This window comes from Streptomyces sp. NPDC002701 (genome assembly GCF_042889045.1).
Taxonomy (GTDB): domain Bacteria; phylum Actinomycetota; class Actinomycetes; order Streptomycetales; family Streptomycetaceae; genus Streptomyces.
In genome coordinates, this window is the sequence record NZ_JBIAQL010000004.1 from 596,654 (window position 1) to 614,634 (window position 17,981).

The 17,981-nt window shown below is 72.9% G+C and carries 6 protein-coding genes and 1 pseudogene; 3 read left to right on the top strand and 4 right to left on the bottom strand.

Annotated features, from left to right (window positions below; genetic code table 11):
• Positions 1-36: 36 nt before the first annotated feature.
• On the bottom strand, positions 37-1,635 hold the full coding sequence (locus ACFYXC_RS15065) for an AMP-binding protein (RefSeq protein WP_388906984.1): 1,599 nt from the start codon (positions 1,633-1,635) through the stop codon (positions 37-39).
• 222 nt (positions 1,636-1,857) lie between these two features.
• Between ACFYXC_RS15065 and ACFYXC_RS15070 the strand changes: the two genes are divergently transcribed.
• On the top strand, positions 1,858-2,799 hold the full coding sequence (locus tag ACFYXC_RS15070; RefSeq protein ID WP_389551290.1) for an ACP S-malonyltransferase: 942 nt from the start codon (positions 1,858-1,860) through the stop codon (positions 2,797-2,799).
• A 17-nt stretch (positions 2,800-2,816) separates the two neighbouring features.
• Here ACFYXC_RS15070 and ACFYXC_RS15075 read toward each other — a convergent pair whose 3' ends face one another.
• Entirely contained in the window at positions 2,817-3,053 is a 237-nt protein-coding gene (locus tag ACFYXC_RS15075) for an acyl carrier protein (protein ID WP_388906979.1), read from the bottom strand.
• A gap of 119 nt (positions 3,054-3,172) precedes the next feature.
• On the opposite strand from ACFYXC_RS15075, the gene ACFYXC_RS15080 reads away from it, so the two are divergent.
• Positions 3,173-4,687 carry an AMP-binding protein gene (locus ACFYXC_RS15080; RefSeq protein ID WP_388906976.1) on the top strand — a complete coding sequence of 505 codons (1,515 nt, stop codon included), beginning with the start codon at positions 3,173-3,175 and terminating at the stop codon, positions 4,685-4,687.
• Positions 4,688-4,948: 261 nt separating this feature from the next.
• Positions 4,949-6,547 (top strand): MFS transporter, encoded by a 1,599-nt coding sequence (locus tag ACFYXC_RS15085; RefSeq protein ID WP_389551293.1) that lies wholly within the window; start codon positions 4,949-4,951, stop codon positions 6,545-6,547.
• Between the two features lie 106 nt (positions 6,548-6,653).
• Here ACFYXC_RS15085 and ACFYXC_RS15090 read toward each other — a convergent pair whose 3' ends face one another.
• Together ACFYXC_RS15090 and ACFYXC_RS15095 are read right to left on the bottom strand one after the other, a co-directional pair.
• Positions 6,654-7,892 (bottom strand): cytochrome P450, encoded by a 1,239-nt coding sequence (locus ACFYXC_RS15090; protein WP_388906972.1) that lies wholly within the window; start codon positions 7,890-7,892, stop codon positions 6,654-6,656.
• Positions 7,893-7,938: 46 nt separating this feature from the next.
• A pseudogene (locus ACFYXC_RS15095) lies at positions 7,939-17,952 on the bottom strand (SDR family NAD(P)-dependent oxidoreductase); the annotation flags it as partial.
• Between the last annotated feature and the right edge of the window lie 29 nt (positions 17,953-17,981).

Here is a 17,981-nt window from a genome sequence, read left to right on the forward strand (position 1 = left end):
CGCAACGAAGATGAGGCGTGGAGGCCATCGGGGTGGTCAGGACGTCGCGAGGGCGGTCAGGACGGCACGGTCGACCTTCCCGTTGACGGTGAGCGGGAACTCGTCCACCGTGTGCAGCCGGTGGGGCACCATGTAGCGGGGCAGTCCGGCGCGGCAGAACGCGATGACGTCCTTGGTGGACGGCCGGGGACCGTCGGGGGCGTGGGTGACGAACGCGTGCAGCCACGGGTCGTCGTTCTCGCGCGGCAGGAGCATCGCGACCGCGCCGGTGATGCCCGGGATCTGGCTGATGCGGCGTTCCACCTCGCCCAGTTCGACGCGGTTGCCGCGGATCTGTACCTGGGAGTCGGCCCGGCCGTGGAAGTACAGCTCGCCCTCGGTCCCCACCGAGGCCAGGTCGCCGGTCTTGAAGACCAGCTGTCCCGACGCGGGGTCGAGCGGGTCGGGGACGACGACGGCGCGCGTGGCCTCCGGGTCGCGCCAGTAGCCGGTGAACAGCGAGGGGGTGCGCAGGTAGATCTCGCCCAGCACGCCGGGCTCGTCCACGGGAGTCCCGTCGGGTGCGACGAGCATCATCTCCGCGCCCGCGACCGCGTAGCCGATCGACAGCCGCTCGGTCTCGGCGGGCAGCGGGTTGGGCACCTCGGTGATGGACGCGGCCATCGTCTCGGTGGCCCCGTAGCCGTTGGTGAAGCGGACCTTGGGCCACAGCTCCTGAAGGCGCCTCAGCTCGTCCAGCGGCCAGTTCTCCCCCGTGAACACGATGCTGCGCAGGGTGCCCTCCTCGCCGATCTCGGCGAGCAGACCGGGCTCGTGCTGCAGCGCCGGGCGCCAGGCCGAGGGCACGCTGTCGACCTGGGTCACCCCGGTCTCGCGCAGGTACGACAGGAAGCGGCGGGGCCAGTTGAGCCGGTCGCGCGGTACGGGCACCAGGGCGGCGCCGTGGCTGAGGGTGAAGCCGATGTCGAACAGCGCGAAGTCGAACTGCAGCGGCGCCGTGCTCGCCACCCGGTCCTCGGAGGTGATGAGTTCGGCGGCCTCCGCGCCCCGCAGGAACGCGATGACCCCGCGGTGGCTCATGACCACACCCTTGGGCCGGCCCGTCGTGCCCGAGGTGAAGGTGATGTACGCGGTGTCGATGGGCGTCACCGTGCGCCGGCGGCGGACCCGCGGCAGGGGCGGCCGTTCCACGGTGAGGCCGTCGGGGCCGAACCGGGCCGTGCCGACCGACTCGGGGATGCCGTCGCGCTGCCCGCGCACGGACTGCACGTACAGCGCGGGTTCGGCGCTGTCGATGACCGTCAGGAGCCGCTCGTCGGGCGCCTCGGGGCTGACCGGGACGAACGGCAGCCCGAGGGTGGCACAGGCCAGGAGGAGCGCCACGGCGTCGGCGTCGGTGTCGGACTCCAGGATGACGCGGTCGCCGACGTCGAGGCCGAGGGCGCCGAGCGCCTCGGCGTAGCGGTCGGTGCGTCGTTCCAGTTCGCCGTAGGTGATCGTCTCCGAACCGCCGTCGGCCGACACCTGGATGACGGCCGGCCGGTCGGGGGCCTTCCGGGCGGCCGCCAGCAGGTACGTCCGCAGGTTGTCCACCGACGCGTGCGCCCGAGCCGGACGCGCTCCATTCGGACTCATGGGCCACCCTTCCATTCGGTGTCTTTAACCTATGCCAGGCTGTTTCTAACAGGGTGTTTTTACACCCCACAAGAACCCCTGGCCGATCACCGTCGAACTAGGGGGCCTTAGGGGTTATGCCGTCATGAGGGGGCAACAAGACTGGTCCGGAAACAGTAGGATCGAGCCGTCTGGCTTTCAAGACGACAGGCCCCGGACGTGACAGACAGAGAGGGCGAGAATATGTCGGCGATTATCTTTCCCGGAATCGGCCCGACGCGGTTCGCCGAATTGGCGCGTTTTCTGGTGGCCCATCCCGTGGCACGCCGGTTCGTCGCCGAGGCGGACCGGGCACTGGGGTACTCCCTGGTGGACCGGTACCGGGAGGCCGAGACCCGGGGCGACCAGGGGGCGTACCCCGAGCCGACGCGCCTCGCTTTCCTGGTCTCCTGCCTGGCGCTGGCCGAGTGCGCGGTCGCCGAGCAGGACGAGGCACCCCTCGCCTGCGCCGGCGCCAGCTTCGGCGGCATCCCGGCGGCGGTGCAGTCCGGGTCGCTGCCGTTCGCCGAGGCCGTCACGCTGACCGTCGACTGGGGCCGTCGGGTGGACGCCTATTTCGCCCGGCGGCACCGCGACATCGTCACCCAGTCGTTCGCGCGCGTCCCCGTCGACCGGCTCGGCGAGATCCGTGCCGAGCTGGACGCGCGCGGCGAGTGGAACGAGGTGGCCTGCCACGTCGACCACGACTTCCACATGCTGTCGGTGCGCGAGGAGACGGTGGAGTGGCTGGAGAAGCGGCTGCGGGCGGCGGGCGGCCTGCCGCTGTACGTCATGCGGCCCCCGATGCACTCGGCGCTCTTCCAGGACCTGCGCGAGGAGATCGAGACCGAGATCGTCGCGAAGGCCCCGTTCTCCGATCCCGGCACCGTCATCGTGTCGGACCACGACGGATCACTGGTGCGCACGGCGGACGGCGTACGGTCGCTGCTGCTGAACGCGGTGACCCGCACGGTGCGGTGGCCCCTCGTGACCGAGACCCTCAAGGGCCTGGGCGTCGAGAAGGTGCACGTGGCCGGGCACGACGCCCTGTGGGGCCGGGTGGAGGTCATGACCGACGCGTTCAAGGTCGTGGCGGTGCGGCCGGACACGGCTATGCGACCGCGCCGGCGCAGCACGATCGCATAGCCCGGACGGACACCGGGTCAGCGCATGTCCGACAGGGTCTTCCAGAGGGTCGCGGGGGTGGCGAAGTTGTCGAGGCCGAGAGCGTCGTCGACGAAACGCACACCGTACGCGGACTCCAGCGCGGACAGTGTCGCGACCATTCCCATGGAATCGAGTCCGTGATCACGCAGGCTCAGGTCGGCGGTGAGCTCGTCCTCCGGTTCAAGGAGAGGAAGATTCTTGCGCAGAATTTCCTCGAAAGAATTGTCCCACATACGTGCTCCCGTGTTTCTGGCGGCGTTCGCCGAATAGTCGACTTCGCGGCCAACGTAAGCCTCACGCCGTACGGGTCGGCACCCCTATCCACCCCTTTTCTTCCCGCGGAGCAAGGACAATGATCGAATCTGCCGTCTCCGGACGCGGTCTGCACGAACGTTTTCTGCGCGGCCTGGAGCTGTCGCCGGGCCGGACCGCGGTCCGCGTGGACGCCGAGAGCCTGACGTACGAGGCGATGCACGAACTGGCGCTGCGCAGGGCGGGGGCGCTGCTGACCATGGCCCCGCAGCCGCAGCGGGCCGTGGCCGTCCTGGCGGACAAGAGCCCGTTCGCGTACGTAGGGATCCTGGCGGCGATGTACGCCGGCCTCACGGTCGTACCCCTCAACCCGCGCTTCCCGGCCGAGCGGACCCGCCGGATGCTCGTCGCCGCCGGTGTCTCCTCGGTCATCGCCGACCCGGTCGGCCGGACCGCGCTCGCGGAGACCGGACTGGACCTGCCCGTCCTGGACGAGTCCGCGCCCGCCCTCGCACTGGACACGCCGGTGGCCGTGCAGCCGTCCGACGTCGCGTACGTGCTCTTCACCTCGGGTTCGACGGGCCGCCCCAAGGGCGTGCCGATCACGCACGCGGCCAACGACCACTACTTCACCCTGCTGGACAAGCGCTACGACTTCGGCCCCGACGACGTGTTCTGCCAGAACGTCGGCCTCAACTTCGACTGCGCGATGTTCGAGATGTTCTGCGCCTGGGGCAGCGGGGCCGCGCTGCACGCCGTTCCCCCGGCCGCCCACCGGGACCTGCCGGCGTTCTTCACCGAGCGGCAGATGACCGTGTGGTTCTCCACCCCCAGCGGCATCTCCTTCATAGAGCGGATGGGCGGTCTGACCCCCGGGTCGATGCCCACCCTGCGGTGGAGCTTCTTCGCGGGCGAGGCGCTGCTGTGCGAGGACGCCGCCGCCTGGCAGGTCGCCGCACCCCAGTCGAAGATCGAGAACCTGTACGGGCCGACCGAGGGCACCGTGACCATCACCGGGCACCGCTGGTCCCCGGACACCTCACCGGAGCTGGCGGTGAACGGGGTCGTCCCGATCGGCCGGGTGCACGAGGGCCACGACCACCTGCTGCTCGACGAGGGCACCGAGTCGGCGACGGAGGGCGAACTGTGCATCGCCGGGCCGCAGATGACGCTCGGTTACCTGGACCCCGAGGACGACCGGGGCCGGTTCCTGGAGCGGGACGGCCGCCGCTGGTACCGGACGGGCGACCGGGTACGGCAACTGGCCGACGGTGAGCTGGTCTATCTGGGCCGCCTCGACGCCCAGGTCCAGATCCAGGGCTTCCGGGTCGAACTGGCCGAGATCGACCACGAGGTCCGGCAGTACCCGGGCGTGCAGAACGCCGCCGCCGTGACCCGTCCGGCGCCGAACGGCGGGCTGGAACTGGTCCTCTACTACACCGGTGAGCGGGTCCCGGCGGCGGCGCTGCGCCAGTCGCTGTCCGCCCACCTCCCCGACGCGATGCTGCCCAAGGCGTTCCTGCACGTGGCGGAGTTCCCGCTGAACGCCAACAACAAGGTGGACCGGGCCCGGCTGGCCCGGGAGGCCGCCGCGCTGTCGGACGGCCGCCCCTGATCCGTAGCGCCCCCGCCGTGCACGTCCCTGTGCGCCGGGGGCGCTTCGACGCATGACCCGCCGGTCGAGAACCATGAGAGAACGTCGAACCGGACGGCCCCGACCGGCGGGTGCCGTGCCGTTCGAACAGCTTGATCACTCGTGTCCAGGCCGGCTCGCACCGTCCGATCAGGTCGTCGGGCAGGTCCCCCACGTCGGCCGGGGCGCGCTCCGCCTCCCGGGCCGACTCGTAACGACTTACACAGATCTGGAGTCGAGTCCGTGAGTCACGACCGAGCGAGCGCAAGGGAGTGGGTCGGCCTAGCCGTCCTCATCGTCCCCGTCCTTCTGATGTCGATGGACATGACCGTGCTGTACTTCGCGCTGCCCTTCCTCAGCGCGACGCTGGAACCGAGCGCCACAGAGCAGCTGTGGATCGTGGACATCTACGCGTTCATGCTGGCGGGACTGCTCCTCACGATGGGCACCCTCGGCGACCGGATCGGCCGCCGGCTGCTGCTGATGATCGGCGCCTTCGTGTTCGGTGCCTCCTCCCTGGCCGCCGCCTACGCGGACAGTTCCCTCCTCCTGATCGTCGCGCGCGCCGTCCTCGGTGTCTCCGGTGCCGTGCTCGCGCCGTCCACCCTCGCGCTGATCAGCAACATGTTCCGCGATCCCGGCCAGCGCCGTACCGCCATCGCGCTGTGGACGGCGGGCCTGTCCGGCGGCGCAGCGGTCGGCCCTGTCGTGTCGGGGTTCATGCTGGAGCACTTCTGGTGGGGGTCGGTCTTCCTCATCAACATCCCGGTCACGGTGCTGATCCTCGTCCTGGGTCCCCTGCTCCTGCCGGAGTACCGCGCTCCCGACGCCGGCCGCTTCGACCTCCTCGGTGCCGTGCTGTCCCTGGCCACCGTGCTCCCGATCGTCTACGGCATCAAGGAACTCGCCGCCGACGGCCTCACCTACGAGAACGTGGCCGTCATGGCCGTCGGGATCGCTCTGGGCGTGCTGTTCGTCATGCGCCAGCGTTCCGCCGCCAACCCGCTGATCGACCTGGGCATGTTCCGCAACCGCGGGTTCAGCACGTCCGTCGGCGTCAACGTGGTGGCCATGTTCGCGCTGGTCGGCTTCCTGTTCTTCGCCACCCAGTGGGTGCAGCTGGTGTACGGGCTGAGTCCGCTGGAGGCCGGTCTGTGGACCCTGCCCGCCCCGTTGGCGGTGGTGGTGACCACCTCGGTCGTCGCCCCCCTGGCCAAGACGATCCGTCCCGGGCACATCATCGCCGCCGGCCTGGTCGTCGCGGCGGTGGGATTCGCGATCATGACGCAGCTGCGCACCGATTCGCCGCTGGCCCTCGCGGTCATCGGCTCGTCCGTGGTGTCGGCCGGGGTGGGTCTCGCGATGCCCATGACGGCGGACCTGATCGTCTCGGCGGCTCCGCCCGAGCGCGTGGGGGCGGCCGCCGCGCTGCCGGAGACGGCGAACCAGCTCGGCGGGGCGCTGGGCGTCGCGATCCTCGGCAGCATCGGCGCCGCCGTCTACACCAACGAGATCGCCGACTCGACGAAGGGGCTCCCGTCCGAGGCCGCCGACGCCGCCGAGGGGTCGCTCGGGGGCGCGGCGGAGGTGGCCCAGCACCTTCCCTCGGAAACCGGCCGGCCCCTGCTGGACGCCGCGGCGGAAGCCTTCACCGACGGCGTGAACATCGCCGCCGTTGCGGGCAGCGTGGTCATGCTGGCGGGCGCCGTCGGGACCGTGCTGCTCATGCGCCGGGTGAAGGCCCCCGGCAGCGACGCGGCGCCCGCCGCCGGACCCAAGAGCGAGGCCGAGGTAGAGGCCGAGACCAGGCCCGAGGCCGTTCCCGCTCCCGCCGCGGAGTGAGAACCGCCCCTGCGTGACAGAAGAGTCCCCGCGCGACGATCGCGCGGGGACTCTTCGTTCTGCGGTTGCTACGGGTACCGCGGGTTTCCCCGGTGACGGAAGACGGTCAGCGGCCGAGGCTCAGGGGGAGCGTGGCGTAGCTGGTCAGGCCCATGACGCCGCGGCGCTCGGGCGCCGAGGCCAGCTCGATCTTCGGGAACGCGTCCATCAGTGCCGGGAAGAGTTCCATGGCCTCCATCTTGGCGAGCGTGCCGCCGAAGCAGTAGTGCGCTCCGGCGCTCAGGCTCAGGTGGGGGCCGTCCTCGCGGGTCAGGATCAGACGGTGCGGGTCGGGGAACCGCAGCGGGTCACGGTTGGCGGCGGCCAGCAGGGCCAGCACGAGGACGCCCTCGGGGATCTCCGTGTCACCGATGGTGACCGGCTGCGTGGTGAACCGGCTCGACGCGGTGTTGTGCGTGCTGTAGCGGAGCAGCTCCTCGATGGCCGTGGGCGTGATGCTCCGGTCCTCACGCCAGCGGGCCAGCTCGTCGGGGTGGTCCAGGAGCCCGGCCACGCCGGCCGCGATGAGGTTGGTGGTGGCCGAGAAGCCCGCGGTGAACAGGAAGAGGACGAGCGCGATGAGCTCCTCCTCGTCGAGGCGGCCGCCGTCGGACTCCTTCACCAGGCCGGTCAGCAGGTCGTCGCGCGGGTTGGTGCGCCGTGCGTTGATCTCCGCGCGGAAGTAGGCGGACAGCTCGTCGGCCGCGGCGTCGGCGGTCGCGAGGACCTCCTCGGGGAACATGCCGGCGAACACCTGCGACCAGTCGTCGGCCAGGGCCCAGAGGCGCTCGCCGTCCTCGAAGGGCATGCCGAGCATCTCGCAGATGACCGCGACCGGGAAGGGCGTGGCCAGGTGCTCGACGAGGTCGACGGCCTCCCCGCCGGCCGACCGCTCGGCGAGACCCTCGATGAGGTTGCGGGTCAGCCGCTCCACCGCGGGCTGCATCGTCTTGATCTTGCTGGGGGTGAAGACCCGGCTGGCCAGGACGCGGACCCGGCTGTGGTCGGGCTGGTTGAGGGTGACCATCGACTTCAGGTAGAGGCGCAGCGAGGAGTGGTCGGCCCAGTCCGGGCGCATCTGCCCGGCGATCCGGGCGCCGCTGTGCACGTCGGGCCGCTTCAGGAACTCGGTGATCTCGGCGTGTCCGGACAGCGCCCACACCCCGAGGCCGGTGCTGTTGTGGACCCGGTTCACCGACTGGAGCGTCTCGTAGAAGGGGAACGGGTCGATGGGGTGGGGCGGCATGAGAAGCCCCATCAGGGCCTCTTCGGCCTCTTGGTGCCGGTCGGTCGCTTCGGTGGTCATGAGGTGGTTCCCCTTTTTATCCTTGATGGTCCGGTCCCTGGCGCGTCTACCGCGAGGACCGTGTGTCCAGTTCGTCGTCGAGGACGTCGAACAGTTCGTCTGCCGAGAGCGAGTCCAGATCCGCTTCCTCGTTCTCGGTCGGCCGGTGGGTCTCGAGCCAGCCGGCCGTCAGTGCGCGCAGCCGGTCGGCGACCCTGCCGTATGCCTCGGCGTCCGGTGTCGCCGACGTCAGGAGCTCCTCCAGGTGCGCCAGTTGCGCTTCCAGCGGCGCGCCGGCGGGCTCCGGGTCGCCGGTCAGCCGCGCGCGCAGCTCGTCGGCGACCGCGGCGGGCGTCGGGTGGTCGAAGACGAGGGTGGCGGGCAGTTTCAGCCCGGTCGCCGACCGCAGGCCGTTGCGCAGTTCCACGGCGGTGAGCGAGTCGAAGCCGAGGTCCTTGAACGCCCGGTCGGGCCGGATCGCGTCGGCGTCGGCGTGGCCGAGCACCGTCGCGACCTGGGCGCGGACCAGGTCCACCAGGACGCGGTCGCGTTCGACGTCGTCCGGCTGGGCCGCCAGCGTGCGCCGCAGCTCCGCGCCGTCGTCCCCGCCGCCTGCGGTGACGGGGCCGCCTGCGCGGCGGCGCTGGGCACGCACCAGGCCGCGCAGCAGGGCCGGGATCCGGTCGGCGTCACGGGTCCGCAGGACCGCCGTGTCCAGGTGGAACGGCGCCGGCGCGGGCTCCGGCGTACGCAGTGCGTCGTCCAGGAGCGCCAGGCCCTCCTCCTGGGACAGGGCGGGCAGGCCCATGCGCCGCATCCGGTGCAGGTCGGCCTCCTCCAGCTCGCCGAGTCCGGTCTCGGCCTCCCACAGCCCGAACGCCAGTGACGTCGCGGGCAGTCGGGCCCGGTGGCGGTGCTCGGCGAGCGCGTCGAGGAACACGTTGGCCGCGGCGTAGTTGCCCTGTCCGGCGGCCAGCAGGGAACCGCCGAGCGACGAGAACAGTACGAACGCCGACAGTTCGCGGTCGGCCGTGAGCTCGTGCAGGTTCCAGGCGCCGTCCACCTTGGGCCGCAGGACCGTCGCCATGCGCTCCGGCGTCAGTCCCCGGACCAGGCCGTTGTCCACGACGCCGGCCGCGTGCACGACCGCGTCGACGGGATGCCGGGCCAGGACCGCGGCCACCGCGGCGCGGTCGGCCACGTCGCACGCCTCGATGTCGACGCGTGCTCCGTGGGCCGCCAGTTCGGCGCGCAGTTCGGCCGCACCGGGGGCGCTCCCGCCCCGGCGGCTGGTGAGGACCAGCCGCCGTACGCCGTGCGTGGTCACCAGGTGCCGGGCGACCAGGGCACCCAGACCGCTGGTGCCGCCCGTGACGAGCACCGTCGCCGCCGGGTCCCAGGGGCTGCGCGCCTCGTCGACGGCCGCGGCGGGAACGCGGGCGAACCTCGGGACGAGTATCTCGCCGGCCCTGACCGCGATCTCGGGCTCGTCCACGAAGGGCGGGACGGTGGCCTCGTCGTCGAGGTCGACCAGGACGAACCGGCCGGGGTTCTCCGCCTCGGCGGCCCGGACCAGGCCCCATACGGGCGCCTGCCCCAGGTCGACGGCCGTGCCCTCGGCCGGTACCGCGCGGCGGGTGACGACGGCGAGTTTCTCGTCGCCGCCGTGCTCCAGCGCGAGCCACTCCTGGATCCGCGCCAGCACCGCGTCGGTGACCGTGCGGACGGCCTCGGGTGTGTCGCCCTCGGCCCGCGGGGCCTCGTACACCACGAACGGCGTCTGCGGTACGGACCGAGCGGCGGCCGGGGTCCAGGCCACGGTGAACAGCGACTCGCGGTGGTCGCCGCCGGCCCGCAGTTGCTCGACCGAGACGGGCCTGGCGGCCAGGACGTCCACGGTGAGGACGGGCGCGCCGGTCGAGTCGGCGACCAGCACCGTCGAGCCGTCCTCCCCCTCGGTGCGCGCCAGCCGGACGCGCAGTGCCGAGGCGCCGGCCCGGTGGAGCGTGACGCCGTTCCAGGAGAAGGGCAGTTCCGGTGCCTCGTCCTCGCCGTCCTCGATCAGCCCGACGTGCATCGCCGCGTCCAGGAGCGCCGGGTGCAGTCCGAACCGGGCCGCGTCCGCGTCCTCGGGGAGCGCGACCTCGGCGAACACCTCGTCGGCGCCGCGCCGCCAGGCCGCCTTCAGGCCCTGGAAGGTCGGCCCGTAGTCGTAACCGCGGGCGAGCAGCCGCTCGTAGGCGCCCTCCACCGGGAGCGGGGTGGCGCCCTCCGGCGGCCAGACGCTCAGGTCGCCGGCCGGCGGTCCGCCGGCCGGGGCGATGGCACCGGTCGCGTTGCGGGTCCAGGTCTCGTCGTCGAGGGACGAGTAGATCTCGACGGTACGCGCGTCGGAGCCGTCAGGACCGCCGACCACGATCCGCACCGCGACCCCGCCCTTCTCGGGGACGACGAGGGGCGCTTCGAGGGTCAGTTCGTCGATCGCCGCGCAGTCCACCTGTTCGGCGGCCTGCAGGGCCAGTTCGACGAGTCCGGTGCCGGGCAGCAGCAGGGTGCCCAGCACGTCGTGGTCGGCGAGCCACGGGTGGGTGTCGAGGGAGAGCCGCCCGGTGAACACGGCTCCGCCGGTGTCCGGCAGCACGACCTTCGCGGTCAGCAGCGGGTGCTCGACCAGGTCGAGTCCGGCGACGGCCTTGGGCTCCTCGGTCACCCAGTACGGAGTGTGCTGGAAGGGGTAGGTGGGCAGATCGACGCGCCGCGCACCGCGCCCGGCGAGGACGGCGCTCCAGTCGACCGGCACTCCCCCGGCGTACAGGCGTGCCACCGAGGTGAACAGGCTCTCCGTCTCGGGGCGGTCGCGGCGCAGGGCGGCTGCGGTCGTGCCCTCGACGTTCTGCTGTGTCATGGCGGTCAGGACGCCGTCCGGGCCGATCTCCAGGAACCGTGTGACGCCCTCGTCGTGCAGCCGGCTGACGTCGTCGGCGAAGCGGACCGCGTCGCGCACGTGCCCCACCCAGTACGCGGCCGACGCCACGTCCTTGACGAGCCTGATCTCCGGCTCGTGGTAGGTGACGCTCTCGGCGACCTCGCGGAAGTCCGCCAGCATCGGGTCCATCAGGGGCGAGTGGAAGGCGTGCGAGACGGTCAGACGGCTCTTCTTGCGGTCGGTGAAGTGCTCGGCGATCGCCGTCACCGCGTCCTCGGCGCCCGAGACGACCACCGAGGAGGGGCTGTTGACGGCCGCGAGGCCCGCGTCCGCCGTGAGCAGCGGGGTGACCTCCTCCTCCGTGGCCTGGATCGCCACCATCGCGCCGCCGGGCGGCAGCGCCTGCATCAGCCGGCCCCGTTCCACCACCAGGCGGGCCGCGTCCTGGAGGTCGAAGACCCCCGCCACGTGGGCCGCCGCGAGTTCGCCGATCGAGTGTCCGGCCAGGAAGTCCGGTTTGATCCCCCAGGACCGCACCAGGCGGTAGAGGGCGACCTCCAGGGCGAAGATCGCGGGCTGGGTGTACGCGGTCCGGTGCAGGGCCTCTTCGTCGCCCCACACCACGTCCTTGAGCGGCAGCCCGGTCGCCTCGCACGCCTCGTCGAACGCCGCCGCGAAGACGGGGAAGACGTCGTACAGCTCCCGTCCCATGCCCAGGCGCTGGCTGCCCTGGCCGGTGAACAGGAACGCCAGCCTGCCGTCGCCGCCGACCTCGGTGATCACCTCCGAGCCCAGGAGCACCGCACGGTGTTCGAGCGTGGCGCGCCCGGTCGCCGCGGAGTACGCCACGTCGAGCGGGTCGTGGTCCGCCGCGAACGCGCTGATCCGCTCGATCTGGGCCCGCAGTGCCTCGGGGGACTTCGCCGAGACGGCGATCGGGGCGAGGGGCAGTTCCCGGCGCTCGCCGGGCTCGTCCTCGGCCGTCGGGGCCGCCTCGATGATCACGTGGGCGTTCGTTCCGCTGATGCCGAACGAGGACACTCCCGCGCGGCGCGGGCGGCCGTCGTCGGGCCACTCCTGCGCCTCGGTGAGCAGCCGGACGTCGCCGGCCTCCCAGTCCACCTGCGGGGTCGGCTCCGCCACGTGCAGGGTCCTGGGCAGTTTCGCGTGCCGCATGGCCTGCACCATCTTGATGATTCCGGCCACGCCGGCCGCCGCCTGGGTGTGCCCCAGATTCGACTTGACCGAGCCCAGCCACAGCGGGCGGCCCTCGGGACGGTCCTGGCCGTAGGTGGCGAGCAGCGCCTGGGCCTCGATCGGGTCGCCCAGTGTCGTGCCCGTGCCGTGTGCCTCGACGGCGTCCACGTCCGCCGCCGCCAGACCGGCGTTCGCCAGCGCCTGGCGGATCACCCGCTGCTGCGACGGCCCGTTGGGGGCGGTGAGGCCGTTGCTGGCGCCGTCCTGGTTCAGGGCGCTGCCCCGGACCACCGCCAGGACGGGGTGCCCGTTCGCGCGTGCCCGCGACAGCCGCTCGACCACGAGGACGCCGGCGCCCTCGCCCCAGGAGGTGCCGTCGGTGGTGGACGAGAAGGACTTGGAGCGTCCGTCGGCGGCCAGGCCGCGCTGCTCGCTGAAGTCGATGAACGTCTGCGGCGTCGCCATGACGGTCACACCGCCGACGAGCGCCAGGGAGCACTCGCCCGTGCGCAGCGCCTGCGCCGCCCAGTGCAGGGCGACCAGCGACGAGGAGCAGGCCGTGTCCACGGTCACCGCGGGGCCTTCGAGGCCGAGGGTGTAGGCGACGCGGCCCGTCACGAGGCTGCCGCCGCCGGTGCCGCCGGCGTAGTCGTAGTACATGACGCCCGCGAACACCCCGGTGGGGCTGCCCTTCAGCGTGGCGGGGACGATCCCGGCCCGCTCCAGCGCCTCCCAGGACACCTCCAGGAGCAGCCGCTGCTGCGGGTCCATGTCACGGGCCTCGCGCGGGCTGATGCCGAAGAAGTCCGGGTCGAACTCGGCGGCGTCGTGCAGGAACCCGCCGTCGCGCACATAGGTCCTGCCGGGCTTGCCCGGTTCGGGGTCGTAAATGCCCTCGACGTCCCAGCCGCGGTCGGCGGGGAACTCCGAGATGGCGTCGACGCCCTCGTCGACGAGCGTCCACAGCCCTTCGGGCGAGTCCACGCCGCCCGGGTAGCGGCAGGCCATGGCGACGATGACGATCGGGTCGTCGTCCGCGGCGGCCGCGGCGGAGACGACGGACGTCCGCGGTACGGCTCCGGACAGCTCCGCCAGGAGGTGCCGGGCCAGGTCGACGGGGGTCGGGTAGTCGAAGACCAGGGTGGCGGGCAGGCGCAGTCCGGTGACGGCGCCCAGCAGGTTGCGCAGTTCGATCGCGGTGAGGGAGTCGAACCCGAGGTCGCGGAAGGTGCGGTCGGGGTCGACGGCGTCGGCTCCGGCGTGCCGCAGGACGGCGGCGCCCTGGGAGCGGACGATGCCGACGAGTTCGGCGACGCGTTCCTCGTCGTCGAGCCCGGCCAGCCGCCGCAGCAGGGTGTCGGTCGCGGGCGCACCGGCGTCCAGTACGCGGCGCGCCCGGCCGCGGACGACGCCGCGCAGCAGCGGCGGGGGCGTGTCGAAGGCCGCCGGGTCGAACCGTACGGGTACCACCGCGGGCTCTTCGGCGCCGGCGGCGGCGTCGAACAGCGCGAGGCCCTCCGCGGGGGCCAGGGTGCTCAGGCCGCCCTGGTCGAGACCGTCCGCCATGCCGCCCCCGGCCCACGGTCCCCAGGCCAGCGACAGGGCGGGGAGTCCGGCGGCGTGCCGGTGGCGTGCGAGGGCGTCGAGGAAGGCGTTGGCGGCGCCGTAGTTGCCCTGTCCCGGGGAACCGAGGACACCGGCGACGGACGAGAAGAGCACGAACGCGCTCAGTCCCTGGTCGCGGGTGAGTTCATGCAGGTGCCATGCCGCGTCGACCTTCGGGCGCAGCACCCGGTCGACGCGCTCGGGCGTCAGCGAGGCGATCACGCCGTCGTCCAGTACGCCGGCCGCGTGCACGACCCCGCCGAGGGTCCGGCCTTCGAGCAGTGCGGCCAGCGCGTCGCGGTCGGCCGCGTCGCAGGCGGCCACCTCGACCTCGGCGCCCAACTCGGTGAGTTCCGCGGTGAGTTCGGCGGCTCCCGGGGCCTGTGGGCCCCGGCGGCCGGTCAGCAGCAGGTGCCGCACTCCGTGCCGGGTGACGAGGTGGCGGGCGACGGCCGCGCCGAGGGCGCCGGTTCCGCCGGTGATCAGGACGGTCCGTCCGGTGTCCCAGACGGGGTCCTCACCGGCGGTGGTGTCCTCGTCGGCGGTGGTGTCCTCGCCGAGCGGCACGCGGGCCAGCCGGGGCACCAGCACCTCGCCGTCGCGGACGCGCAGTTCGGGCTCGCCGTATGCCACGAGGGTGTCCGGCTCGACGGGGGCGTCGGTGTCGACCAGGACGAAACGGCCGGGGTTCTCCGCCTCGGCGGCGCGGACCAGTCCCTGGACCGCGGCATGGCCGAGGTCGGTGCCGTCGGTGGCGCCGTCGGTGACGACGACGAGGAGGGTGTCGTCGTCGAGGGCCTGCTGGACGGCCGCGAGCACGCCGGCCGTCACCGCGCGCACCGCGGAGGGGGTGTCGCCGGCCGTCGGCGGGCAGTGGTGGACGACCGCCCCGGAGGCGTCGGCGGGCGTCTGGCCGGCCGTCGCCGGGACCCATTCCACGCGGAACAGGGCGTCCGCGACGTGGACCTGGGCCGACGCGAGGTCGTCGGCGGTGAAGGGCCGCAGTGCCACCGTGCCGACGGACGCGACGGGGCGTCCCGTGACGTCGGTCAGTTCCAGCGCCACCGCCTCGTCGCCCCGCATGTTCAGGTGGACCCGCGCGGTCGTGGCGCCCTCGGCGTGCACGGTGACGTCCGACCAGGCGAACGGGAGCAGTTTCGCGTCCTCGTCGACCAGGTCGAGCGCGTGCAGCGCCGAGTCGAGCAGGGCGGGGTGCAGGCCGTAGCCGGTGGCGTCGACGCCTTCCGGCAGGCTGATCTCGGCGAACACGTCGTCGCCGCGCCGCCACGCCGAGCGCAGTCCGTGGAACGTCGGCCCGTACTCCAGCCGCTCGTAGAGCCCGTCGGCCCGCAGGGCTTCGGCGTCGCGCGGCGGCCAGCCGGCCGCTTCCGCGGGCGGCTCGGCCCCGGCGGGGGCCAGGGTGCCCTGGGCGTGCCGGACCCATTCGCGGTCGAGCGGGGCGTCGTCGGCGCGGGAGTACACGGACACCGGGCGGCGTCCCGAGGCGTCGGGCGCCTCGACCGCGACCTGGATGTGCACTCCGCCGTGTTCGGGCAGGATCAGCGGCACGCCCAGGGCGAGGTCCTCGATCCGGCGGCAGCCCACCTGGTCACCGGCCCGTACGGCCAGGTCCACGTAGGCGGTGCCGGGCAGCAGGACGGAGCCGGCCACGGTGTGGTCGGACAGCCAGGGGTGGGCTCCGGCGGAGAGCCGTCCGGTGAACACCACACCGTCGGTGCCGGGCAGCTGCACCATCGCGCCGAGCAGCGGGTGGTCGGGCCGGCCCAGGCCGGCGGAGGTGACGTCGCCGCCGAGGCCGCGCTTGTCGAGCCAGTAGCGGGCGCGCTGGAAGGGGTAGGTGGGCAGGTCGGTGCGGCGTGCGCCGCGTCCGTCGAAGACGCCTGCCCAGTCGACGCGCAGTCCCGCGGTGTGCAGGCGGCCCAGGGCGGTGAGGGCGGCGACCGGCTCGGGCTCGCGCCGGCGCAGGGCCGGCACCAGCACGGCGGTGTCGGCGGTGGTGGTGAGGCACTGACGGGCCATGGCGGTCAGGACGCCGTCGGGCCCCAGTTCCAGGTAGCGGGTGACGCCCTCGGCCTCCAGGCGGGCCACCGCGTCGGCGAACCGCACGGCCTCGCGTACGTGCCGCACCCAGTGGTCCGGGTCGGTCACCTCGCCCGCCGAGACGACCGGCACCCGCGGCTCGGTGTAGGTCACGCCTTCGGCGACCCGGCGGAAGTCCTCCAGCATCGGGTCCATCGACGGCGAGTGGAAGGCGTGCGAGACCTTCAGCCGGTTGGTCCTGCGCTCGCCGAGGCGCTCCACGGCGGCGGTGACGGCGTCCTCGGTACCGGAGAGCACCACGGAGGTCGGACCGTTGACGGCGGCGATGCCGACGCCCTCCCCCAGCAGCGGGAGGACTTCCTCCTCGGTGGCCTCGACGGCCACCATCGCGCCGCCGGGCGGCAGCGCGCCCATCAGCCGGCCGCGCGCCGTGATCAGCGCGGCGGCGTCCGGCAGGGAGAACACGCCGGCGACGTGTGCGGCGGCCAGCTCGCCGATGGAGTGACCGGCCACGAAGTCGGGCCGTACGCCCCAGGACTCGTACAGCCGGTACAGCGCCACCTGGACGGCGAAGATGGCCGGCTGGGTGAACTCCGTACGGGCGAGGGCCTCCTCGTCGCCCCACACGACCTCGCGCACCGCGGGGTCGAGCTGCGCGCACACCTCGTCGAAGGCGTGCGCGAACACGGGGAACGCCTCGTGCAGTTCCCGGCCCATGCCGAGCCGCTGGCTGCCCTGTCCGGTGAACAGGAAGGCGGTCAGCCCGGTCGTGCGGGCGGCGGCTCCGAGGGGGGCGTCCTGTGCCAGCGCGTCCAGCGCGGCGAGTGTCTCCGTACGGTCGCGGCCGACCACGACGGCCCGGCGGCCGAGCCCGGCGCGCGTGGTGGCCAGGGTGTGGCCCACGTCCACGAGGTCGAGACCGGGGGTGGCGCGGAGGTGTGCGGCGAGCTGCCGGGCCTGGGCACGCAGGGCGGTTTCGGTCCTGGCGGACAGCGGCAGCGGTACGGGCGCCACGGAGGCCGGGCGCGGCGTGACCGGTTCTGACGGGGCGTCCGCCTGCTCGATGATGACGTGGGCGTTGGTGCCGCTGACGCCGAACGAGGAGACGGCGGCGCGGCGCGGACGGCCGGTGTCGGGCCATGCCTGTGCCTCGGTGAGCAGGCGGACGTTGCCGGCCTCCCAGTCCACCTGCGGCGACGCCTCGTCGACGTGCAGGGTTCGCGGCAGCCGGCCGTGCCGGATGGCCTCGACCATCTTGATGACGCCCGCGACTCCGGCGGCGGCCTGCGGGTGACCGATGTTCGACTTGATCGACCCCAGCCACAGGGGCTCTTCGCGGTTCTGCCCGTACGTGGCCAGCAGCGCCTGCGCCTCGATCGGGTCACCGAGCGAGGTGCCGGTGCCGTGCCCCTCCATGACGTCGACGTCGGCGGGGGTCAGCCCGGCCGCGGTGAGCGCCTGCTGGATCACCCGGCGCTGGGAGGGGCCGTTGGGCGCGCTGAAGCCGTTGGACGCCCCGTCCTGGTTGACGGCCGTACCGCGTACGACGGCCAGCACGGGGTGCCCGTTGCGGCGGGCGTCGGACAGCTTCTCCAGCAGCAGGACGCCCGCGCCCTCGCTCCAGCCGGTGCCGTCGGCGGAGCCGGCGAAGGAGCGACAGCGGCCGTCGGGCGAGAGGCCGCGCTGCTCGCTGAACTCGATGAACGTCTCGGGGGTGGCCATCACACTGACGCCGCCGGCCAGGGCGAGGGTGCACTCCCCCGACCGCAGGGCCTGTGACGCCCACTGGAGTGCCACCAGCGACGAGGAGCAGGCCGTGTCGACGGTGACCGCCGGGCCCTCCAGGCCGAGGGTGTAGGCGACCCGGCCGGAGACGAGGCTGCCGTCGCTGCTGGTGATGCCGTAGTCGTGGTACATCGCGCCGGCGAACACACCGGTGCGGCTGCCGCGCAGCGACACCGGGTCGAGGCCGGCCCGTTCCATCGACTCCCAGGTGATCTCCAGCAGCAGCCGTTGCTGGGGGTCCATGGTGAGTGCCTCGCGCGGACTGACGCCGAAGAACTCGGGGTCGAACAGCGCGGCGTCGTGCAGGAACCCGCCGTGGCGGACGTAGCTCTTGCCGGGCTTGCCGGGTTCGGGGTCGTACAGGGTGCTCAGGTCCCAGCCCCGGTCGTCGGGGAACGGGCCGATGGCGTCCCGGCCCTCGTCGACCAGCGCCCACAGCTCTTCCGGCGATTCGACGCCGCCGGGGAAACGGCAGGCCATACCGATGATCGCGATGGGCTCGGTGGCCTCGTCCACGGCGGTGCGCAGGGTCTCGT